This window comes from Paraglaciecola sp. T6c, assembly GCF_000014225.1.
GTDB classification, from domain to species: domain Bacteria; phylum Pseudomonadota; class Gammaproteobacteria; order Enterobacterales; family Alteromonadaceae; genus Paraglaciecola; species Paraglaciecola atlantica_A.
Genome location: NC_008228.1, coordinates 90,307 through 111,028, shown reverse-complemented (window position 1 = coordinate 111,028; position 20,722 = coordinate 90,307). Strand labels below are relative to the sequence as shown.

Below are 20,722 nucleotides of genomic sequence, written 5' to 3'. Positions count from 1 at the left end.
TAGACGTGGCTGAGAAAATGTCAGCCCAAGGTGTTGAGAGTTTTCAAGCCCTGCAAAAAAGTTCTGAGTGGCCTGCGTTACAGTCGATGTTAAAGCAGTGGGAGCCAGGGTTACAACGCATCGAAAACTTCATTCCTTGGCCTAAGAAGCACATTAGCCACGGCTTTGACAATATGCTCGGGCGTAGTCGCCATTTGCAGGTTGAAAACCTCGGCATGACTGCTGTGTCCAACGATGACTTTCAGCGAGTATTCGATTTATATACTGCGAAAAACAAAACCGACAAAGAAGCGACGCGCACCCGCTGGGAGCAAGCGTGTTTAAGCATTTTGGGTGATGCACCTGATGCCAAAGCAAAAATAAATGAGTTAATGGGGTTGGCCACCGAGGCTTACCATTACAACTTTGCTGTGTGCTTAAGCTCTCAGTTTAGTGAGCGTAAAATTTTGGTCGAGACCCGCTATAGCCGTGCTTTTGCAGATCTCATTCAGCTCGGTCAACCAACTGAGTCTGAACTGGTAGATATTCCTTCAATTCAAATACCGCAGAAACTACGCTTTGACCGCCCTCAGTTATGGAAAGAGCTGGTCGACCCATTTAGTGAAGTCGCGGGTGTTCAAAAGGAATATCAAGATGTCATGGAGCAGTTTTTTGCCGGCCAAGCCAATGCCAAACTGGTTGAAGAAGTTTCAATAAAATACTCAAGAGCCTTGTCTGAGCATTTCGAAAGCGACGAGCCAGACGGGGGCATAAAAAAAGTGGCCCTGAGTATTGGCTTTTTAGGCCTTGGTTTGGTGGCAGGAGGCCCTGTAACAGCAGGTCTGCTGTGGCTGGCTGAAAATAGTTTACTGCCTACTGTCACTCGGGTATTTAAACTCAGAGACAAAGGTTTTTTTAAAAAACAAGCGAGCGCTCAACCGCTGGACCTAAGCCGCAAAAATACCCTAAGTTCGGTGTCTATATCCCTGCCATTAGCCAAGAAACTTGCTAAGGATATTCCTGACTTTGCTTAACTAAGCCAGGCTGATTCAGTCATTAATCGAATAGATAAGCGAGTAAAGCAATCAAAGACCGTTAGCTTGAGCGAACCGGCTAACGGCTTTGAACGTACTAGCGCATCAGATGGCCTTGTTGCCTGATTGCTTTTCAATATTAAGTATTTCAATCAACGCATCGAACGCTCTTTGTGGCTGGGTGTGGCGGCATATTTTCACTTTTGGATTGTCACCGCCAATGCGGGTAATACCAAATGTAGCGGGGTCGTAATGAGAGCGAGGTAGACCGGCTTCAGTGACGTCTGGCATGCTGGTATCTACCCATTTATCCCCAGCGGCCACCTTGGTATATTCAACCCATACCGACTGCATTTCGCCTTGGCATAGCTCAGGTTCAACCACCACGAGTGCGGCTAGCACGTCCCAAAAGTAATACTCATCCGATTCGATAAACCAGTCGTTGTCGTCTAATACTTTATCCCAAAACTCTGCTGCTTGGGTTTTAACCTGTGACTTAAAACGCTTGGCGTATTCTGGGGTCACCATGACCTGATTGGTTAAATCGAGCCCGACTACTTCTACCGCTAAATCAGATGCAAATACGATATCAGCTGCCACCGCATCTACATATATGTTCCACTCAGCTTTTTTGTTGGGGTGATCCCCCGTAAAGCCAGGCACAATAATATTGCCTGGGGCATCGAAACCGCCCCCCATCATCACTAAGCGCGAAACTTTGGGTATATCTTGCGGGTATTTCTGCAGCCACTGGGCGATATTCGTTAAGCTACCAGCACTGAGTAATACTACTTGCTCATTTTGCTGGCTAAGCAGCTGATGAATCAAATCAACAGCATCAAGCTCTGTTGGCTTACGGTTGGTTTTGGGCACAGGCACCCCTGACAAGGTATCCGCTTGTTGCCGCCACGGGGCCGGAAAGGCATAGTAACCATCCATCGGGAAATCATCACCACACGCAAAGGGCACATCTGGCGAATTTGACAGCGCCAACAAGCCCGGAATATTCACCATATTATCAGCGCAGTGACCTTCCCCTACGCCATTTGATGTCACTCCGAGCAATTCAATCTCTGGGTGATTCGCTACCACCAGCATGGCCGACCAATCGTCGATCCCCATGTCGGTATCATAAATGACTTTTTCAGCAGATGCAGTGGAACAAAAAATAGAAAATACGAAGAGCAGTGACGCATTAGATAAGCAGGAAAAACCTTGGAACATCTCAATACCAATAACAAATTATAAAAGGAGCGCAAATGTAGCAAAAACAACACCACATTTCTCTTTATAAACAAGCCTTTAAATTCAGGGCTTTACAACCTATATAACAATTCATCAACGTGCTTATCTGCACCACCGCATTAGACATTGCACCATTAGGTAAATACACTTCTTATTATGTCTGCACACTATTGCAAATAGCGTATAGAAACTGTTGTAAATTGCGCATAAAAAAACCTAAACCACAGGTTAAGCACATTTAACCTGTGGTCCAGTTGCTTTTGCTACTTGCTAAGGTTCATGTCAGTAATGTAAATGCTGTTACCTTGATCTCCGCCAACCCCGAAAATGGCGATTTGGGTCAGATTAGACAGGTTTAGCGGTACATACGCTAAATTAATGGTCACAGCTGCATCCGACAAGATGAACACGATGTCGTTCTCAGTACTCGTATCAAACGCACGCAAAGAGGTATATTTATAAACTTATCATGCAAATTCAGCATGTGCATTAGAGCGATTTTATTGAGGTAAAAAAGCGCCCAGCACAGTCACAACACTGCGTTGAAAATAATTACCGAGAAATAAAAGGTTATATTTATAGGGTCTAATTTAGATAAATTTTGGTAAGGAATTTTTCAATTATTTTCATTCTCGTCAGTGGAATTACTGTTAATCTGTTAACTCGTTGAAGTTAAAAAGAATGATTTTTCTGTGTTTTCCGGTCAATTAGTCCATGGGTTACCGACACGTACTTGGAATAATTGCAGCCCGTTCTTATTCGGAACGACAAATAAACCTGATGTGCAAACACCTCTTTTGCCAAACGTTTCAACCTATGTTGTGAATTAACACAGTCATTAAAATAAGAAAAAGAATTTACGTTATGAAATGGAGCCAAATAAACGAGCAATCTTGCTCTATCGCGCGTTCAGCTGCGATATTCGGCGATCGCTGGACACTGCTTATCCTCAGAGATATCTTTTGGAAAGTCACTAAGTTTTCCGAATTGCAGAAATCATTAGGGATAACCAAGCATCGCCTATCTGACCGCCTCAATCGTTTAGTCGATTCAGGGGTACTGTATAAAGACTTATATGATGAAAACAGACAACACTTTGAATATAAGCTTACCGAGAAGGGCCTTGACCTCTACCCTATCATGCTGGCGATTGTCCACTGGGGAGACAAGTGGGAGGGAGATCTGGATGGCCCTCCTGTTCATTATTTTCATACGACTTGTGGCGAAGCTGGCACAGCACATGTAGCTTGCTCGATATGTGGGGAGGCCATGAATGTGAATAATACCTCAGGAGCGTTAGGGGCAGGCATTTTAAACAAAGTGGAAAGAGGGGAAGAAACCGGCATTAAACTTGATATTTACGCCGGTAATTCGTGACAACCTTTTAGCCGCAGGCTTCGCTATTTGCGCTTACCTGATACCCTGGCCCATTCACCGTCAATTTCAATCGGCTCCATGTGAAAGTCTTGACTGTATAAATCGTTGATCCCTTGAGCCTGTTCGGCCAAGATGCCAGATAGAACCAATTTGCCACCAGATTTACAATACGCAGTGATCACTTCACGTAAATCCCGAAGTGGTCCTGCGAGTATATTCGCCAGCACGACATCAGCCTTTAATTCAGGTTGATGCTCGGGCAAATACAGCTCTATTTTGTCGCCTATGTGATTACGATCGGCATTGGTTTGGCTCGACAGTAGGGCTTGAGGGTCAATATCGATGCCTACCACCCGCTTCGCGCCTAACTTAATTGCCGCTATCCCCAGTATTCCGGAGCCACAGCCAAAATCGACCACTAACTTATCGCTTAACTCTAGCGCATCTAACCAACGTAAACACAAGGCGGTTGTTGGGTGCGTACCCGTGCCGAATGCGAGTCCTGGGTCGAGCATAACATTCACCGCGCTTGGGTCAGGCACGTCGCGCCAACTTGGGCAAATCCACAGGCGCTGACCAAAACGCATAGGGTGAAAGTTGTCCATCCATTCTCGCTCCCAATCTTTGTCTTCTAGTTGGTCAAGCTTGTGAGGGAAATCTGCCCCTAGCACCTTTGATTTACTCATTCTTGCCACGACGCCGTCCATATCATAATCCGCTTCGTATAAGCCCATGACTTGCGTTTCAGGCCATAACATCACCTCTCCTGGCTTGGGCTCGTACATAGGGGTGTCTTTGGCGTCAACAAAGGTGACTGCTTGTGCACCATTGGCACTTAACATATCGCCTACTTGTTCGGCATATTTGGCTTTGGTGTCGATGATGAGTTGGATCCAAGGCATGGTAGGTCTTATCTAATGGCAAAGAAGCCAGTATAACATTAGTTAATTAGCGTAAACTAACGTGTTCACCGATCACGTTGAACTTTTGCATAGATAATTGCGTTCTTGTTATTGTCTGTGTTTATTTTTTGGGAGCTATCTTGCCTACATCTCGCGACTTAACTGTCCCACCTGTTCATCAGGTATTAGTGAAACTCACCTTACCCATGATTTTTGGCATTATCGCGGTGCTGTCAGTGTCGTTAATCGATACCTATTTTGTTAGCCAATTAGGTACCGAACACCTTGCCGCTTTGTCATTCAGCTTTCCCATCACTATGAGCATATCAAGTTTAGCCATCGGCTTGGGGGTTGGAGCGGCATCAGCGGTCTCCCGCGCCGTGGGCTCAAATGACAAAGAACAGGCCAAGCGTTTGTCTACCGATAGTTTATTACTCGGTATATTGGTGGTTATGTTTGTGGCTATTCTTGGTTATACATACGTGAAACCGTTACTGAGTTTATTAGGTGCAACAGGGCAAGTGTTGGAGTTAGGTGCGCGCTATATGCGTATCTGGTTTATCTCTGTGCCGTTCTTAGTTGTGCCCATGATTGCAAACGCTTTGATCCGTTCGGTAGGGGATGCATTCTGGCCAAGCTTAATGATGATTGGCTCTGCGCTGGTCAATATTGTGGCCACACCTATCTTAATTTTTGGTTGGGGCGTTATTCCGGCCTTTAATATTGAAGGAGCAGCTTACGGCACTTTACTGGCCCAAGTACTGACTCTGTTCGCATCACTAGCCATACTGGTTATGCGTGAAAAATTACTGAGTTTTCAGCTTGCCTCCAAAGAGCAACTAGTGGCTTCGTGGCGCTACTTGCTTTCTATTGCTGTGCCTGCCGCCGCGGGTAATATGGTCAATCCTTTATCGATCGCCATTGTCACCGCTATTGTGGCGTGGTTTGGCGAGAAATCAGTTGCTGCATTCGGCGTGGCAACACGAATCGAGTTTTTTGCGGTGATACCCATGCTTGCTTTGTCTTCTGCCATTGGCCCATTGGCGGGACAAAATTGGGGCGCGGGCAAAGTTCAACGCATTATTGATGGACTCAAGATTAGCTATTGGGTGTGTATTGTATGGGCGTTGATGTTGAGTGCGTTTTTATGGTTTACCGGGCCGTTTATTGTCGGTGCTTTTACGGACGACGGCAAAGTATCAGCCCAGGCGTTGAGTTATCTGCGCATCATTCCCTTGAGTGTCTGGGGTTACGGTATCGTAATTGTAGCTGCTGCTGCCTTCAACTCTATTGGCAAGGCTAAAGTGGGGCTGGGGTTTTACGTGGTTCGCTCTGCGTTATTTTATGTCCCTTTATCTTGGCTTGGCGCCACATTTGCGCAAATCGATTATGCCTTTTTTGGTATCGCCGTCGCTAATGTTGTATCAGGCATTGCAATAGGTTGGTATTCACTTTGGAGGCTAAACCGTATTCAAGCTAAAGAAACGGCTGACGCACCAGGTTAACCATATACAGCTCAAAAAAAAAGAGTGCATAAGCACTCTTTTTCGATTTATCTCGAAAGACCTAAACTAGTGACCACCAAGGCCTAGTTTCTTCTCAAGATAGTGAATATTCGCACCACCAGCGGCAAAGGCTTCATCGGCCATAATACGCTGTTGTAATGGAATATTGGTTTTTATACCTTCAATGACCAGCTCGCCTAATGCGTGGCGCATTCTAGCAATCGCCACTTCACGGGTTTCACCGTATGTAATCAACTTACCAATCATAGAGTCATAGTTAGGCGGTACGGAATAACCCGCATAAATATGTGAATCCCAACGCACACCTAAGCCACCAGGTGGGTGAAACATATTAATTTTACCTGGGCTTGGTATGAAAGTGTCTGGATCTTCAGCATTAATACGACATTCAATCGCATGCCCACGCACTTGGATCTGCTCTTGAGAAATCGTTAGCTTTTGGCCGTCCGCAATACGCAATTGCTCTTTGATCAAATCGACACCCGTGATCATTTCTGATACTGGATGCTCAACCTGAATTCTGGTGTTCATTTCAATGAAATAAAACTCACCATTTTCGAACAAGAATTCAAACGTACCTGCTCCGCGGTATCCGATATCGATACATGCTTGGCAACAACGGGCACCAATTTTGGCGCGCATTTCTTCAGTAATGCCTGGCGCTGGCGCTTCTTCAACCACCTTTTGGTGACGACGCTGCATAGAGCAGTCACGCTCACCTAAATGAATTGCGCTACCTTGACCATCAGCCAAAATTTGAATTTCAACGTGGCGAGGGTTTTCAAGGAACTTCTCCATGTAAACCACATCGTTGTTGAACGCGGCGGCTGCTTCGCCTTTCGTTGCTGCAATAGCACCGATTAGCTCTTCTTCACTGCGAACAACGCGCATACCACGGCCGCCACCGCCACCAGCGGCTTTGACAATAATCGGATAACCGATGCCTTGGGCTAACTTTTTATTGCGCGCTTCATCATCATTCAATGGCCCATCAGAACCCGGTACACAAGGTACTCCGGCCGCCTTCATCGATTTGATTGCCGACACTTTGTCGCCCATCAAATTTATGGTTTCAGCTTTTGGTCCAATGAAAATAAACCCGCTACGTTCAACCGCTTCGGCAAAATCAGCATTCTCTGCTAAAAAGCCGTAACCAGGGTGAATAGCCACTGAGTTAGTGACTTCTGCCGCTGCGATAATACGCGGAATGTTTAAGTAACTTTCGGTTGCAGATGGCTTACCGATACAAATGGTTTCGTCAGCCAAAAGCACGTGCTTTAAACTTTCATCTGCGGTGGAGTGCACTGCGACTGTCTTGATGCCTAACTCTTTACAGGCACGCAAGATGCGAAGCGCAATTTCACCGCGATTGGCAATCAGTACTTTATCAAGCATTTTCAGTAACCTGCTTATTCAATGATGAATAGGGGCTGATCGAATTCAACCGGCTCTTGGTTGTCGATTAGGATTTCTTTGATAACGCCAGCTTTGTCCGACTCAATTTGATTCATCATTTTCATGGCTTCGATGATACATAAAGTGTCGCCTACTTTGACGCTTTGGCCCACTTCAGCAAAAGGTTTTGAACCTGGAGAAGATGAACGGTAGAAAGTACCGACCATTGGAGACTTAACACGGTGTCCACTGGTTTCAGCAACGGCTGCAGGTGCTGCTTCAACGACGGGAGCAGCTGCTACAGGTGCAGCTTGTTGGATAGGGGCAGAGTACTGTACTTGCGCTGCCGGCTGGCCGCTACGATGGATTCGTACAGATTCTTCACCTTCAGTAATTTCTAACTCAGAAATACCTGATTCTTCTACTAACTCGATGAGTTTCTTAATTTTGCGTATATCCATGATGTTATCTCTTTTTGATTTGTATACATAAGCGACCGGTAGCACACCGACCACGGCAACTAATTCGTTTGGTTATTTACATGTTGTTGAGCTGCATTGAGTGCAAACGCATAACCCTGTTCACCCAAACCACATATCACCCCCACTGCTACGTCTGATAAGTACGAGTGATGGCGAAAAGGTTCGCGAGCATGAACATTGGATAAATGCACTTCGATGAAAGGAATCGATACACTGAGTAAAGCATCGCGTAAGGCAACGCTGGTATGCGTAAAGGCACCAGGATTGATCATTATAAAGTCGACTTTTTGATAAGCGCTGTGAATAGCATCGATTAACTCGTGCTCAGCATTTGATTGCACATGATCTAACTCGATCCCCATGCCTTTTGCTTGCACATTTAAGGTGTTAACAATATCTTGTAGGCTACGTGAGCCATAAACTTCGGGTTCACGTTTGCCCAACATATTGAGGTTGGGTCCATTAATTAATAAAACTTTCAAGAATACGCCGCTATCTTCGTTAAAATGATAATTATCTTTCATTATTAGCAAATAAGTATCCGATTAGCGACTAATTTCGCTTAAATTTTCAACTCATCGCACTCAATTGAGGCCATTATAGAGCTAACTTACAAATTAGCAGCAAAATACTGGTCTTATCAGCGAAGATTGCCCCCAAGTTTACGTATTTAATCTCAGTGCTAGGTATACTGATAAGCCATTTGACCCCAAGTCGGTATCGCGTTCAAATACAAGCATGAACTACATTGCACATTTACATCTTGCTAAACACACTCAAACCAGTTTGGTTGGTAATTTTTTGGGGGATTTTGTAAAAGGCAGTGCCTTGGCTGACTTCCCCCTAAATATACAACTTGGTGTGCGCTTGCATCGCCAAATTGACACTTTCACTGACTCTCATCCCCGGGTAGTGGCTTTAAAACGAGATTTCCCTAGACCGATACGACGTTATGCAGGCATTGCGCTTGATGTGTATTTTGACCACTTGTTGATCCAGCATTGGCAACAATTTTCGGCGCCTAAATTACCTATGCACACCTTGTTTAAACAATTTTATCGAGACTTAGAGCAGCTTAATTATAAGGTCAGCCCTCATTTCGCCCGAGTCAGGGCTGGGCTTATCAGTCATCAATGGTTAGCAGACTATGAAAACCTCAGCGCCTGTTTGCGCGCTATGCAAACCATTGAAAAACGCTTCAGTCGTCCAACCCAGTTTGCTCAACAAGCCATGGGCTACATCAGCGAAAATGACAGTGAGTTAAGACAGTCTTTTTTACATTTTTATCCTGATTTACTTAGGCACAGTGAGCTATTTGTCAGTAAACTGATTAAATAAATCCATTCTACATTCGAGGTACCTTGTGTCAGTCAAAGAAATCAATCACCCCTTAGTGCAACATAAATTAGGTTTGATGCGCGAGGCTGGCATCAGCAGCAAAAATTTTAGAGAGCTTGCCAGTGAAGTGGGTAATCTGCTGACCTACGAAGCGACCCGAGAGTTAGAAACCGAGACTGTTGAGATTAACGGCTGGAACGATCAGCCGATTAAAGTCAAAAAGATCAAAGGCAAGAAAATCACCATAGTCCCTATTCTGCGTGCCGGTCTTGGCATGTTAGACGGTGTTATGCAGCTTATCCCAAATGCAAAGGTCAGCGTGGTAGGTTTGTATCGTGATGAAGAAACGCTGCAGCCGGTGGCTTATTTCGACAAAGTGGTAAAAGATGTGGAAGAGCGCACTGCGCTAATAGTTGACCCTATGCTCGCCACCGGCGGTACGTTAATCGCGACCATCGATTTACTGAAAGAAAAAGGTTGCCAACACATAATGGGCTTATTCTTGGTCGCGGCACCAGAAGGCATAGAAGCGGTTGTGAGCAAACACCCAGATGTAGACATTTATACCGCAGCCGTAGATGACAAACTCAACGAGCACGGTTACATTTTACCAGGCTTAGGTGATGCCGGAGACAAAATATTCGGTACACGATAAACGCTAGCTTATATAGCCCCCTTCCCTAATGCGTTATTACATTGCGCAGATGGTACTTAGCCATTGCCCCGTGGAATAACGCCTTAGAGCGTATCGATTAACCAGTCCAACGTCTGCTTTATCACCCGCTCATCGTATTGGCTTTCGGGGTTAAACGAATCGAATATATGATCCGCTCCTTGAATGACACGGGCCTCAGCAAGTACTGATGAGGTTAATGGGAGTAAGGTTTTCTCAATAGGTTTAACGTAGTCTTCGCTGCCTCGAATGGACAACAGGGGCCCGCTATAAGCGTTAATATTCTGATAAATGTCGTGCCCCATCATACCCAAAACATGCGTTTTGGTGACGGTTAGCGTTTCCCATGTAGGCACTTTTACTTCACCGTTATCAAGCACTTCACGCATTTGTGCCGGGGATAGGATGCTTTGCCCTACCAGCGCTGGGTCTCCCGCGCTTGACCACAGCACGACACTGTCAATATCTGTAGGGTGCAGTCCCATAAGCCTTATGGTAGTCGACCCCCCAAGACTAAAACCGACCACACCAGTGGGAGTTTCAGGATATTGCTGACGTAAAAACATCAACCCCGTTTCAGCATCGGTTACCCGAGACGAAAAAGTACTGGTGAGTCGATATCCGCTTTTTTCGCGTTCACTTTCGCCGCGTATATTGATTCTAAGGGAGGCAATATGCTGCTCTGCCAGCTGCGCCGCTAAGCGCTTATACATATCGCCCACTTCATTCATGTTGCCTGCCCAGCCATGAATGAGTAACACACTCGCAATTGCCTCACCTCGCGCCTGAGTATGGGTGGCTTGCATGTCATTTTCTAGAGTAATAACGCGTTCTGTTTCGGCAGTAGCAGCGCTCGACGCGAAACACATCAAGGACAACAACATACTAACGATATAACGATTAAAACGGCGGGCTAACATGTGATTCATCCTTCTAATGCCTTGAGTTTGATGGGCTCTACCTGAGTTATAAGATATTTTTTGCATGGGCGGCAAACGCTGACGCTTGCATAAATCCGGTGACCCGAGAGCCGCTAATCTCTTTACCTTGCAGATCAAAGAACAAGATAGTCGGCAAGCCTAAAATTGAAAAATGCTCTTGAAATGCAATGTTAGTCGCCGTGTTATCGGTTAAATCAATTTGCATCCACACAGTGTTACTAAGCGCGTCTACCACTTGCGTATCAGGAAAGGTGTATTTTTCGAACTCTTTACAGGCAACACACCAGTCCGCATATAAATCGACCATCACGGTTTTACCTTGCGCGTTGGCAGCAGCTAATTTTTGCTCAAAATCATCAAGGTTTTTAACCACTTCAAACCGAGGATGGCTTTGTTCTGTATGCCCGGCAACAGACGATGTCTGGCCAAAAATAGTCTGATAGCCATACATGGCAGACGCAAACAAACCGATAAAAATAACTAGCGCGCGAACACCCTTACCAAAGGTCACTGAACTGGCTTGATTCATCACATAAAAATAGCTAAAAGTCACTAGCCCTAACAACGACCACAAAATATCTGTTGCCATATGGCTGACTAAACGCTCTACAAACATTAACGCGACGGCCAGCATCATGAAGCCAAAAGTGACTTTGATGATGTTCATCCATGCACCTGCTTTAGGCAGTAATTTACCGCCTGTTATGCCAAACAATATCAATGGTATTCCCATGCCCAAACTTAGTGCATAAAGTGCACTGAAGCCCAGCAATAAATCGCTCGTTTGCGCTATGTACAATAATATTCCGGTTAACGGCGCGGTGGTACACGGGGATGCAACCAGCCCTGATATTGCCCCCATCAAAAGCACGCCTAAGTAACTTCCACTTTTCTGTTGGTTACTCACGCCATTGAGCTTTTCTTGCCAGCTTGAGGGTAGCTGAAATTCCCAAGCACCGAACATCACCAACGCCAGCAGTGCAAAAACGACGATCAACGCACCTAATATAATGGGATGCTGCAACGCCGCTTGAAACTGCACGCCCGCCGATGCAACAACTAACCCCAGTAAAGAGTACGTCAACGCCATACCTTGCACGTACACAAAGGATAGAACGAACGCTCGCGATGTACTGATACTCTTCCCTTGACCTATGACTATGCCAGATAAGATCGGATACATAGGGAAGACACACGGAGTAAACGCTAGGCCCACACCTAACGCTAGAAATATTAATAACACCCATATCAGGCTCTGGTCGCCCGTGAGTAAATCTGCCAGCTCAAATTGTTGTGAGACAGAGCCGCTACTTTCAACACTAGCTTCGTCGGTATTAGAAAGATCATCACTGGCATTGACTGCATTTAGATAAACGACCTGCGTTGTTGGGGGGTAACACAGTCCCGCTTCTGCACAGCCTTGGTAGCGAATTTTAACCGCAGAATCATCTTGTGACTGTAGGATAGGATAGGTGACTGAGACCTTGTGGTAATAAACTTCTTGAGGCTCATCAAAAAATTCATCCTCTTTCATTTTTCCTGTAGGAAAAATAGGCTCACCTAACGAGGCGTTTTTCGAAACGGCTTTGAATTGTTGCTGATAAAGGTAGTAGTCATCGGCAATGTCCCAAGTGACCACTAGTTGGTCACCATTTTGCACATAATCAAACACGAAAGCTTGATCCACCTTTAGAAACTCAGGTTCATTGCTAAACAAAGAATCGAAGGAATTGCTTTGGCCTAAGCTGGCGAATGACCAAATGGACATGAGCATAAAAATGGAAAACGATGCTATTAACTTCATTTAAAACGACTTCTTTTTTGCAGTTCAACAGTTAAAAAATAAAATAAGGTAACATACTTAATACAATATTAAGTGACCCTACGGTAGGCCAATATAGACCTAATTAGTAATAGATGTCTTTCAAAAATGTCATCATCTTTCAAAGCTTACCATTAAGACCCTCAACAAAGAGCAGTTGCCATACTTTGTAACACTGTTACCCTTGGTTATCGGCCTTTCGACGCCATTATATTCATTCATAAAGTAATTAAAGAGACAGTTTTGGGTAAATTATTCTTATTGTTTGTTTTGCTGCCTATCGTTGAGATATCACTCTTGATCAGTGTAGGCGAGCAAATTGGCGGCTGGAACACAGTCGCAATCGTAGTCGCCACCGCTATGATAGGCTCGTATTTGGTTCGCCAACAGGGCGTCAGTACATTAATTCATGCGCAACAAAAAATGCAACAGGGCACGATCCCGGGCCAAGAAGTCGCCGAAGGTTTATTACTCGTCATTGCAGGTGTCATGCTTGTTACGCCTGGTTTTGTCACTGACGCGTTGGGTTTTTTATTCTGCCTACCTATGACCCGACCGTTGATTGCTAAAGGCTTGCTGGCAAAATTATCAGTACAGGTGGTTAATCAAGCACAAGGTGGTTTTGCGGGGCAGTCTAGACAAGGCTTTGACAGTCGCCAATCCTCGAACGACGATATCATTGAAGGCGAATACGAGCGCAAAGATGAAATTAAGCCTGAGTCAGAAAGGCTTAACAAACCGGACTAGATACTCATGTAACAGACATAAAAAAAGCGGCTTAAGCCGCTTTTTTTTGTGTTTGAGTTGTTGTGACTTATACGTCAACGGTACCGCAGAAACGGTAACCTTCACCGTGAATAGTCACGATCAATTCGTCAGCATTTACTTCTGATTCGAAGTGCTTACGGATACGGCGAATGGTGACATCAACAGTACGGTCATTCGGGCGTAATTCACGACCTGTCATTTCCATAATCAGCTGTTCACGAGTTAAAATTTTGCCCGGGTTGCTTAAGAATAAATGCAACGCACGGAATTCACTGCGTGGTAGTCTGAATTCCTTCTTACTAGGAGAAATCAAACTACGGCTGTCGCCATCTAGTGTCCAACCGTTAAAGCTAACTCGACTTGGCAAGTCGTCGTCTTCTGCGTTGTTCAATGTACGCGTTAATAAGTTTCTGGCTCTAATGGTCAACTCACGCGGATTAAACGGTTTAGTTAAATAATCGTCTGCGCCGATTTCAAGACCTAATATACGGTCAACATCGTTATCGCGACCGGTTAAAAAGATTAGACCGATATTTTTACGATCACGTACTTCACGGGCCAAAATCAAACCATTTTTACCCGGTAAGTTAATGTCCATGATCACTAAATTTATTGCGTGATTTTCAAAAAACTCATGCATTTCGCTACCGTTTTCGGCTTCAAACACATTATAGCCTTCTGCTTCAAACAGGCTCTTGAGGGTTGTTCTAGTAACAACTTCATCTTCTACAATCAAAATATTGGGCGTCAGCATCGTATTCACACCATGTTAAAAATATGGATAAAAGTTTATCAGAAAATATCTAAAAATCAGGGTTTTATCTAGATTAAATTTTAGCTAATGCAAACAACCCGCCAAACACGACAAATAATATGCCGAAAAATGACTACATCCGTTGTATTGAAGATATTTTCCACTACGCAAAGTATGTGGGGATATAAATGAAAATTGCAAACACAAAATAGCTGATTAGTTTTTGCGCGCCAACGTTTGGGTAGCTTTTTTTACCGGAAACAAGATGGTGAACTCGACCCCCTGCCCTTCTTCGCTGGTTAAAGCTATTGAACCATTTAGCGCTTGAGTGACTAAGTTGTACACCAGATGCATACCTAAGCCACTCCCGCCCTGTCCACGCTTGGTGGTGACAAAGGGATCAAAAATACGCTTACGTAAATACTCGGGGATACCCGCACCATCATCTGAAAATACTACGCTGATTTTTTTCTCGGCAATCAAACTGATTTTGATGTTAATTTCGCCTTGGTCTTTGTTCTCGAAGCCGTGAATAATGGAATTCATAATCAAGTTGATCATAATCTGGTTAATTGGGCCCGCTTTAGACTCAATATATAAATTTTCAGGACATTCGACATGAATGACGTGCTTCATGCTTTTCAGTTTTGGGCGCATGGATAACAAAATTTCATCCATCAGTTTTGAAAATGAGAAAACCCTGTCGACCTCTGATGATTGGTCTACCGCAACTTGCTTAAAGCTAGATATCAGCTCCGCCGCTCGATTTAAGTTGCGATAGATGATATTGAGGTTTTCTTGGCCTTCTGAGATAAACTTGGATAACGAACTGGCTTTTAGCGTTTTATTCTCAAAGTCTTTCTGCATGCCCGCTAAGCGGTCGAGCATCATCGTTGACGCAGTCACACCAAGACCAATAGGTGTGTTTACCTCGTGAGCAACCCCCGCCACCATATCTCCAAGGGAAGCCATTTTCTCGTTCTGCACCATTTGACGCTGAAATTGATGCAGTTTCTCTAAGGTTTGAATGAGTTCGTTGTTTGCTTCTTTTAAAGCAAGCGTACGCTGAGTGACCTTTTCCTCGAGGCTACTGTTGAGTCGTCTGTGCTCTTCTTCAGCCTCATTTTGCCGCTGCAGATGCTCTTGAGTGCGCTGCATCATGGCATTAAATGCATCGCTGAGAATATCCAGTTCTTTGATGTTGCTCGGCTGAGCTCGGCCTGAATAATCTTTGTGACGAGAAATGCGTTGCACCAAGTGTGCTAAATTGCGGATCGGCGCGGTGATCGTGTTCTGCAACTTTAAGGTGAGCAAGAAGCACAGTAGTAAAGACAAAAGCAGCACGCCCACCGCTATACCTACTGAGCGAGAAATTAATCTCTCAAGGCCATCAGCTGAAGCGCGCACATAGGTATAACCTAATAACTGACCATCATCGCGATTAATTTCACGTATCACCTCAACGGTACTGCCATCAATAGCCGCTTGAGATAGTGCTTCAATACGATCAAATTTGGCATTTACAGGGGCGACACCGTCTTTGTTGTAGCTGGCGAAAAATTCTAATTTACCGTCTTCCACAAAGCGATAAATATGCACATTTTCTAATATATCCGATGCACTGAGTGTGCTGAGATTACGCTCTTCATTGAAATTGAGCTCATCTTCGATTGTGGCAACCGCATTACGGCTGATGAGCTCGGAAAAGATGTTGACGTTGTTGATGAGTTGAAGACGGTAGCTGCTGATTTGACCGTATAAATTGATGCAGGTTGCCAAAAGCAATGCTAACGAGGTAATCGCCATTACAACCCAAATAATTAGGCTTTTAATAGACAAAAAATTACTTTTAGCATGCATATTTTAAAAATGAAACCTTAGCAGAGTCTATGCAACATATTGAGCTAAACCAGTGAAAAATGAAACAGTTAATCTTATTAGAGGGGACTTTATTACTCCCACTGCGTTTCTATTTTCGTATCAGAAGTAACAATTCTGATTCAGACAAACCCCAATCATTTGCAAATCGGCTTAGGGTTACCTGTAATTCTGGACTGCGTAGATCTTTTTCCGATGCCCCTCGCACATCAGGCAGATCTGACAAACATAAACAAATCATGTCACCAGATTTCACGCTTAGCTTTTTTATATCGACAGGTGATTTCTTGTAGATCAGGTGCGGGCAAGCCTCGTCCCGCGCACTCGATTGCAAACATTGTTCGGGCATTGCCTGCAATTTTACGGCAAACAGCATACCTACAGCCAAGCCCCAAATGCCCCTAAAAAACATATCTCTCGTGCGCCTCACTCAGCATTAACCGCCAATTGCTTCATGGTATAAAGCTAAATACTGCTGGGCAGCTTGCTGCCAAGTGAATCGGCTGTGCATGGCACGCATTTGCGTAGCTTTAAAACGCTCTGGATATTCACGGTAGAACAATAGCGCGCGTTGAATACAGGCAAGCAAGGCGTCGCTGTCTGGATGCTCGAACACGAAGCCAGTTGCTTGCTCTGGGTTATCTGCAAGGTCAGTAACAGTATCCTTTAAACCTCCAACCCCACGTACAATTGGCAAGGTACCAAAGGCAAGGCTATACATTTGATTTAGGCCGCAAGGCTCGAATAATGATGGCATTAAGAAAAAGTCACTGCCCGCTTCGAGCATATGGGCTTTTTGTACACTGAATGCTTCGATAAACGCGAGCTTTTCTGGGTGTCGCTGTGCAACACTGCGCAATGTATGGCTTATTTGCGGGTCGCCAGTGCCAATAATCACCAACTGAACATTATGCTGCATGAGTTGCTCAAGCATAGGTAGTATGTAGCCAAACCCTTTTTGTTCAGTTAATCGACAGACCATGCCCACCAGCGGTATACCCAAATCTTGCGGTATTTGTGCTTCTCGCTGTAAATCAATTTTGCACTTCTCTTTACCGCTCATATCATCAGCGGTATAGGTTTGAATAATATGCGGGTCATTGATGGGATCCCACTGGGTGTAGTCACAACCATTTAGAATACCGCTTAGATCATTCCGGCGCTGCTGAAACTCATGGTACAAATGATGCGAGCCCAAAGGTGTTAACAGTTCTTGAGCATAATTTGGACTCACCGCATTAATTTTATGCGCATAGCGAATACCCATGCGTACAAAATTCAACGCATCACCGTCTAATTGCGAATGAAGTAAATAATGCGGCTGCAAAAAAGGAATATCTGAAAAACGATGTGTGCCCTGATATGCGCCATTGTGAATAGTAAAGATGCTGCGACTTCGATCAAAGAAACCACTGTCATCAATGCTCATAAAATAAGGCGTTAGCGCCGTATGCCAATCGTTGCAATGCACAATATCTGGCTGGAAATCTAACGCTTTAGCGACTTGTAATGCGCCTTGGGCAAAAAAAGCAAAACGCTCAGCGTTATCAGGATAAGCGTGATAGCTATCAGAATATAACCCATCACGTGCAAAGTAAGCTGGGTAATCTATTGCGTAAACAGGCACATTGCCAATCTGTAGACGTTTAATCGTAAAATCGTAGGGTTTGCGGCTGGCAAAAAGTGCCTGAGGCTCAGCGCAGTCTTCACCGGGGTGTTGCTCTGCCAACATTTTGTAGTAAGGCATAACAATACACACTTCGTGGCCCATTTCGCTTAATGCAATGGGGAGCGCTTTAGCGACATCTGCCAGCCCACCCGTTTTAACCAGATCTTCAACCTCAGATACAACGAATAATACTTTCATCAACACTATACCCCATTGGTTTCTCGATTCACTGCCCTATCGGAAAATCATAGCGATACTGATTAACGTGGACTCAAAGACACATGCTTGCTCTATTAACGCATTAATATAACTGCAATCAACGACGACAACAATAAACACTAAATTTAGTCGTTTCTGTTAACGTCTGAACGGATTTGAACTGTTTGTCGAGTTCATCCGCGTAGCGCAAAAACTTATTGGCCACCAAAATCAGACTGCCTCGGTCTTGTAAGTGGTTTTTAAGCTGCTGCATAAAACCCTCCGTAACCGAGTAATCTGTTTTAATACCCGTGTGAAACGGTGGATTGGTAAAGACTTGGGCAAATTTACCCGTTAATGCACCAAGCCCGTTTGAGGGAATAACCTGTGCTTTTACACCATTTAACTCAGCACTTTTCTGCGAGCAATATATGGCTAATGCACTCACGTCACTCATCACGACCTGAGCTTGTGGATTTTTAAGGCCCGCGAAGCAACCGATAATACCCGCACCGCAAGCAAAATCTAAAATACGACCTGACACCACCCTGTCGATGTTATCAAGCAATAATTGCGTACCTGTATCCAATTCACCATGACTGAATACCCCCGGCAATGAGCACACTTTAAAGCTAATATCAGCGACTTGGTGTTCTGAGACATCTTGCCATTTTGTGATATCAAATGACGCAACAGGTTTATCAACCACAGCGGCAAACATGGCGCAGTGACGAGCAGAGTCAATTTTATTCACATTATCTGAGTATGGGGTTAAAAGCTTAGCCGCACTTTTGATACCACCTTTGTTCTCACCTACCACCAACAAGGTACCGCCAGGTTTCAAACACGCCACAATATTCGCGAGCAACATTTGCCCATGAGCTTTCGCTTTGGGTAAATACAATACTGCACCATCAAACGAGGCATCAGTATCATATGCAGCTACAAATTGATGCTGAGTGTCGCGCCCTTGCGCTTTCGCCGATGCAATACTTTGCTCATAAATATCAAAAAACTGATGAAAACCATAAACCTCTGGATTCGAAAGCGCTGAAAAAACATGGCCATCGGTGGGATTTACAAGCAACCATTTTCCTTGCTCGAGTAGCTCTTCACTACGCAATAATACTTGGCTTGCTGCACTTAACATTATGCGACTCTCTCAAACATCAAATCCCACACACCATGACCTAAACGATGGCCGCGCTGTTCAAACTTAGTCAACGGCCGTTGCTCTGGGCGTGGCACATAATCACTGGTAGAAGACAAGTTCTTATAACCCGGCGCGACCGCCATGATTTCTAGCATATGCTCTGCGTAGTTTTCCCAGTCTGTCGCCATGTGAAAGACACCGCCAATCGCTAATTTACCGCGTAATTTTTCAACAAACTCAGGCTGAACAATACGGCGTTTGTGGTGACGCTTTTTGTGCCAAGGATCTGGAAAGAACAACTGCATGCGGCTTAAGCTGCCATCAGCAATACAATCAGCCAAGACTTCAACAGCATCATGTTCATAAACACGCAAATTGGTGACACCTTGCTCTTGGGCGTCAGCCAAACATGCACCAATACCCGGGCGATGCACTTCAATGCCGATAAAATCCTTGTCGGGCTCATTTTTTGCCATAGTGACCAATGATTTGCCCATACCAAAACCAATTTCTAACACCACTGGTGCCGTGCGACCAAACACTTCGTTCATATCGAGCAAACCAGATTTATGCTCTAAGCCCATGGTTTCCCAATTGCTTTCAATTGCCTTTTCTTGGCCCTTGGTTAAACGACCTTCGCGCTTAACAAAGCTCTGGATTTTACGGATATAAACGCCGGATTCGGCTGCTTCTTCTTTGGATTTAAATTGGCTCATGATTCTTCTCGTATCTCGCTGTACTTAGCAGCCGCGCATTATGCCGCCCACTACAGGTATTGCAAGGCTATAAGGGTAATTTAGCTGAAATTTTCAGCAAAATACTGGGCCAGCGCTGCAGGCTGCTCTAAAGGCAACATATGTGCGGCGTCGTCAAAAATATGCAGGCGACTGTCACTTAAACCCTCGCCCAAAGCTGTTATCTTGCTAGGTGGCGCTATTTTATCTTGTTCACCCACTAACAAATGTAGCGTAAAATTGGCGTTTGCTAGACGGGCTGTTAAATCTTCACGCTCACTCAACGCCGCCATTTGTGCGGCCAAAACAGCAGGTCCTAAATCGCTTTCCATTGACTTAATGATGTCTACAACTTGGGTATTATCTATGGAGAATACGAATTGCTTCAAGCGGCTGTCACTCATGCCCTGATATTTTTTATTCTTTATTGCCTGAATGATGCTGTTGCGTGCTTGGCGTTCCTGCTGATTAAATTGGCCAGGGTAACTGCCAATCAATGTCAGTGAGGCGACTCTGTTAGGTTGCTCTAAGGCCGTTAATGCGGCGACGTAACCGCCCATGGAAAAACCAACCAAATGTACGGGTTCATCAAAGTAATCTAAACGGTCGCGACTCAGCGCCAACATTTGATCCAAAGATTCAGCCCATTGCAGCGGTACGAACGCGCGTTTAGGAATATCAATGGCCCGCCAGCAAGGCATAAATACTCGCTCATCACACAAGGTGCCGGGATAAAAAATCACTGGTTGTTCAAGAGTCACTGGGGATGCCACTGGGGGAAGAGTTGTTGTCATTTCAAATGAACCATTTATCTGTAATTGAGGTATGATCAAGGCATAACTTAAAAGTGCATA

The 20,722-nt window shown here is 44.7% G+C and carries 21 protein-coding genes; 6 read left to right on the top strand and 15 right to left on the bottom strand.

Annotated elements, in window-relative coordinates:
- Positions 1-17: 17 nt before the first annotated feature.
- Positions 18-1,013, top strand: coding sequence for a hypothetical protein (locus tag PATL_RS00520; protein ID WP_232283274.1), 996 nt, complete (start codon positions 18-20; stop codon positions 1,011-1,013).
- 105 nt (positions 1,014-1,118) lie between these two features.
- On the opposite strand, the gene PATL_RS00515 is transcribed toward PATL_RS00520, so the two are convergent.
- Both PATL_RS00515 and PATL_RS00510 read right to left on the bottom strand, forming a co-directional pair.
- Positions 1,119-2,237, bottom strand: a complete 1,119-nt coding sequence (locus PATL_RS00515) for a nucleoside hydrolase (RefSeq protein WP_011573036.1) — start codon at positions 2,235-2,237, stop codon at positions 1,119-1,121.
- Positions 2,238-2,521: 284 nt separating this feature from the next.
- The gene (locus PATL_RS00510) at positions 2,522-2,704 is read right to left on the bottom strand and encodes a hypothetical protein (RefSeq protein WP_011573035.1); all 183 of its coding nucleotides are present in this window, start codon (positions 2,702-2,704) and stop codon (positions 2,522-2,524) included.
- Between the two features lie 418 nt (positions 2,705-3,122).
- Between PATL_RS00510 and PATL_RS00505 the strand changes: the two genes are divergently transcribed.
- Positions 3,123-3,635, top strand: coding sequence for a winged helix-turn-helix transcriptional regulator (locus PATL_RS00505; protein WP_011573034.1), 513 nt, complete (start codon positions 3,123-3,125; stop codon positions 3,633-3,635).
- A gap of 23 nt (positions 3,636-3,658) precedes the next feature.
- On the opposite strand, the gene prmA is transcribed toward PATL_RS00505, so the two are convergent.
- Entirely contained in the window at positions 3,659-4,537 is an 879-nt protein-coding gene (gene prmA / locus PATL_RS00500; RefSeq protein WP_011573033.1) for a 50S ribosomal protein L11 methyltransferase, read from the bottom strand.
- Between the two features lie 140 nt (positions 4,538-4,677).
- Between prmA and PATL_RS00495 the strand changes: the two genes are divergently transcribed.
- Positions 4,678-6,042: an MATE family efflux transporter gene (locus PATL_RS00495; protein ID WP_011573032.1), complete on the top strand. Its 1,365-nt coding sequence runs from the start codon at positions 4,678-4,680 to the stop codon at positions 6,040-6,042.
- 66 nt (positions 6,043-6,108) lie between these two features.
- Here PATL_RS00495 and accC read toward each other — a convergent pair whose 3' ends face one another.
- From accC to aroQ, 3 genes are read right to left on the bottom strand one after another with little or no spacing between them, the layout of a single operon-like run.
- Positions 6,109-7,458 carry an acetyl-CoA carboxylase biotin carboxylase subunit gene (gene accC, locus PATL_RS00490; protein WP_011573031.1) on the bottom strand — a complete coding sequence of 450 codons (1,350 nt, stop codon included), beginning with the start codon at positions 7,456-7,458 and terminating at the stop codon, positions 6,109-6,111.
- Positions 7,459-7,472: 14 nt separating this feature from the next.
- Complete coding sequence (accB, locus tag PATL_RS00485) at positions 7,473-7,919, bottom strand: acetyl-CoA carboxylase biotin carboxyl carrier protein (protein ID WP_011573030.1); 447 nt, start codon at positions 7,917-7,919, stop codon at positions 7,473-7,475.
- Positions 7,920-7,978: 59 nt separating this feature from the next.
- A complete protein-coding gene (gene aroQ / locus PATL_RS00480; RefSeq protein WP_011573029.1) occupies positions 7,979-8,464 on the bottom strand; it encodes a type II 3-dehydroquinate dehydratase in 486 nt (161 codons plus the stop codon).
- Positions 8,465-8,678: 214 nt separating this feature from the next.
- Here aroQ and PATL_RS00475 point away from each other — a divergent pair, with 214 nt between their 5' ends.
- Entirely contained in the window at positions 8,679-9,278 is a 600-nt protein-coding gene (locus tag PATL_RS00475; protein ID WP_011573028.1) for an ACP phosphodiesterase, read from the top strand.
- Positions 9,279-9,303: 25 nt separating this feature from the next.
- A complete protein-coding gene (upp, locus tag PATL_RS00470; RefSeq protein WP_011573027.1) occupies positions 9,304-9,933 on the top strand; it encodes a uracil phosphoribosyltransferase in 630 nt (209 codons plus the stop codon).
- Positions 9,934-10,016: 83 nt separating this feature from the next.
- Here the strand turns inward: upp and PATL_RS00465 are convergent, their stop codons facing one another.
- Complete coding sequence (locus PATL_RS00465; RefSeq protein ID WP_011573026.1) at positions 10,017-10,871, bottom strand: alpha/beta hydrolase; 855 nt, start codon at positions 10,869-10,871, stop codon at positions 10,017-10,019.
- 46 nt (positions 10,872-10,917) lie between these two features.
- Positions 10,918-12,696 (bottom strand): protein-disulfide reductase DsbD, encoded by a 1,779-nt coding sequence (locus PATL_RS00460; protein WP_011573025.1) that lies wholly within the window; start codon positions 12,694-12,696, stop codon positions 10,918-10,920.
- A 261-nt stretch (positions 12,697-12,957) separates the two neighbouring features.
- Between PATL_RS00460 and PATL_RS00455 the strand changes: the two genes are divergently transcribed.
- Positions 12,958-13,461 carry an FxsA family protein gene (locus PATL_RS00455; RefSeq protein ID WP_041713113.1) on the top strand — a complete coding sequence of 168 codons (504 nt, stop codon included), beginning with the start codon at positions 12,958-12,960 and terminating at the stop codon, positions 13,459-13,461.
- 67 nt (positions 13,462-13,528) lie between these two features.
- On the opposite strand, the gene arcA is transcribed toward PATL_RS00455, so the two are convergent.
- The 7 genes from arcA to PATL_RS00420 all read right to left on the bottom strand — a co-directional run bounded on the left by arcA (position 13,529) and on the right by PATL_RS00420 (position 20,662).
- Positions 13,529-14,236 (bottom strand): two-component system response regulator ArcA, encoded by a 708-nt coding sequence (gene arcA / locus PATL_RS00450; RefSeq protein ID WP_006993490.1) that lies wholly within the window; start codon positions 14,234-14,236, stop codon positions 13,529-13,531.
- Positions 14,237-14,452: 216 nt separating this feature from the next.
- A complete protein-coding gene (locus tag PATL_RS00445; RefSeq protein WP_041713112.1) occupies positions 14,453-16,096 on the bottom strand; it encodes a sensor histidine kinase in 1,644 nt (547 codons plus the stop codon).
- Positions 16,097-16,205: 109 nt separating this feature from the next.
- Complete coding sequence (locus tag PATL_RS00440; RefSeq protein WP_041713111.1) at positions 16,206-16,526, bottom strand: hypothetical protein; 321 nt, start codon at positions 16,524-16,526, stop codon at positions 16,206-16,208.
- A 24-nt stretch (positions 16,527-16,550) separates the two neighbouring features.
- On the bottom strand, positions 16,551-17,981 hold the full coding sequence (gene glgA, locus PATL_RS00435) for a glycogen synthase GlgA (protein WP_011573022.1): 1,431 nt from the start codon (positions 17,979-17,981) through the stop codon (positions 16,551-16,553).
- A gap of 118 nt (positions 17,982-18,099) precedes the next feature.
- Positions 18,100-19,131 carry a methyltransferase gene (locus PATL_RS00430; RefSeq protein ID WP_011573021.1) on the bottom strand — a complete coding sequence of 344 codons (1,032 nt, stop codon included), beginning with the start codon at positions 19,129-19,131 and terminating at the stop codon, positions 18,100-18,102.
- A complete protein-coding gene (gene trmB / locus PATL_RS00425; RefSeq protein WP_011573020.1) occupies positions 19,131-19,850 on the bottom strand; it encodes a tRNA (guanosine(46)-N7)-methyltransferase TrmB in 720 nt (239 codons plus the stop codon). The genes PATL_RS00430 and trmB overlap by 1 nt, the downstream gene beginning before the upstream one ends.
- Positions 19,851-19,930: 80 nt before the next feature.
- Positions 19,931-20,662 (bottom strand): alpha/beta fold hydrolase, encoded by a 732-nt coding sequence (locus PATL_RS00420; RefSeq protein ID WP_011573019.1) that lies wholly within the window; start codon positions 20,660-20,662, stop codon positions 19,931-19,933.
- Between the last annotated feature and the right edge of the window lie 60 nt (positions 20,663-20,722).

Bases quoted from the DNA above. Each gene is read 5' to 3' on its own strand.
- PATL_RS00520 (WP_232283274.1), top strand. From the start codon at position 18: ATGTCAGCCCAAGGTGTTGAGAGTTTTCAAGCCCTGCAAAAAAGTTCT.
- PATL_RS00515 (WP_011573036.1), bottom strand. From the start codon at position 2,237: ATGTTCCAAGGTTTTTCCTGCTTATCTAATGCGTCACTGCTCTTCGTA.
- PATL_RS00505 (WP_011573034.1), top strand. From the start codon at position 3,123: ATGAAATGGAGCCAAATAAACGAGCAATCTTGCTCTATCGCGCGTTCA.
- prmA (WP_011573033.1), bottom strand. From the start codon at position 4,537: ATGCCTTGGATCCAACTCATCATCGACACCAAAGCCAAATATGCCGAA.
- accC (WP_011573031.1), bottom strand. From the start codon at position 7,458: ATGCTTGATAAAGTACTGATTGCCAATCGCGGTGAAATTGCGCTTCGC.
- accB (WP_011573030.1), bottom strand. From the start codon at position 7,919: ATGGATATACGCAAAATTAAGAAACTCATCGAGTTAGTAGAAGAATCA.
- aroQ (WP_011573029.1), bottom strand. From the start codon at position 8,464: ATGAAAGATAATTATCATTTTAACGAAGATAGCGGCGTATTCTTGAAA.
- PATL_RS00475 (WP_011573028.1), top strand. From the start codon at position 8,679: ATGAACTACATTGCACATTTACATCTTGCTAAACACACTCAAACCAGT.
- PATL_RS00465 (WP_011573026.1), bottom strand. From the start codon at position 10,871: ATGTTAGCCCGCCGTTTTAATCGTTATATCGTTAGTATGTTGTTGTCC.
- PATL_RS00460 (WP_011573025.1), bottom strand. From the start codon at position 12,696: ATGAAGTTAATAGCATCGTTTTCCATTTTTATGCTCATGTCCATTTGG.
- arcA (WP_006993490.1), bottom strand. From the start codon at position 14,236: ATGCTGACGCCCAATATTTTGATTGTAGAAGATGAAGTTGTTACTAGA.
- PATL_RS00445 (WP_041713112.1), bottom strand. From the start codon at position 16,096: ATGCATGCTAAAAGTAATTTTTTGTCTATTAAAAGCCTAATTATTTGG.
- PATL_RS00440 (WP_041713111.1), bottom strand. From the start codon at position 16,526: ATGTTTTTTAGGGGCATTTGGGGCTTGGCTGTAGGTATGCTGTTTGCC.
- glgA (WP_011573022.1), bottom strand. From the start codon at position 17,981: ATGAAAGTATTATTCGTTGTATCTGAGGTTGAAGATCTGGTTAAAACG.
- PATL_RS00430 (WP_011573021.1), bottom strand. From the start codon at position 19,131: ATGTTAAGTGCAGCAAGCCAAGTATTATTGCGTAGTGAAGAGCTACTC.
- trmB (WP_011573020.1), bottom strand. From the start codon at position 19,850: ATGAGCCAATTTAAATCCAAAGAAGAAGCAGCCGAATCCGGCGTTTAT.
- PATL_RS00420 (WP_011573019.1), bottom strand. From the start codon at position 20,662: ATGACAACAACTCTTCCCCCAGTGGCATCCCCAGTGACTCTTGAACAA.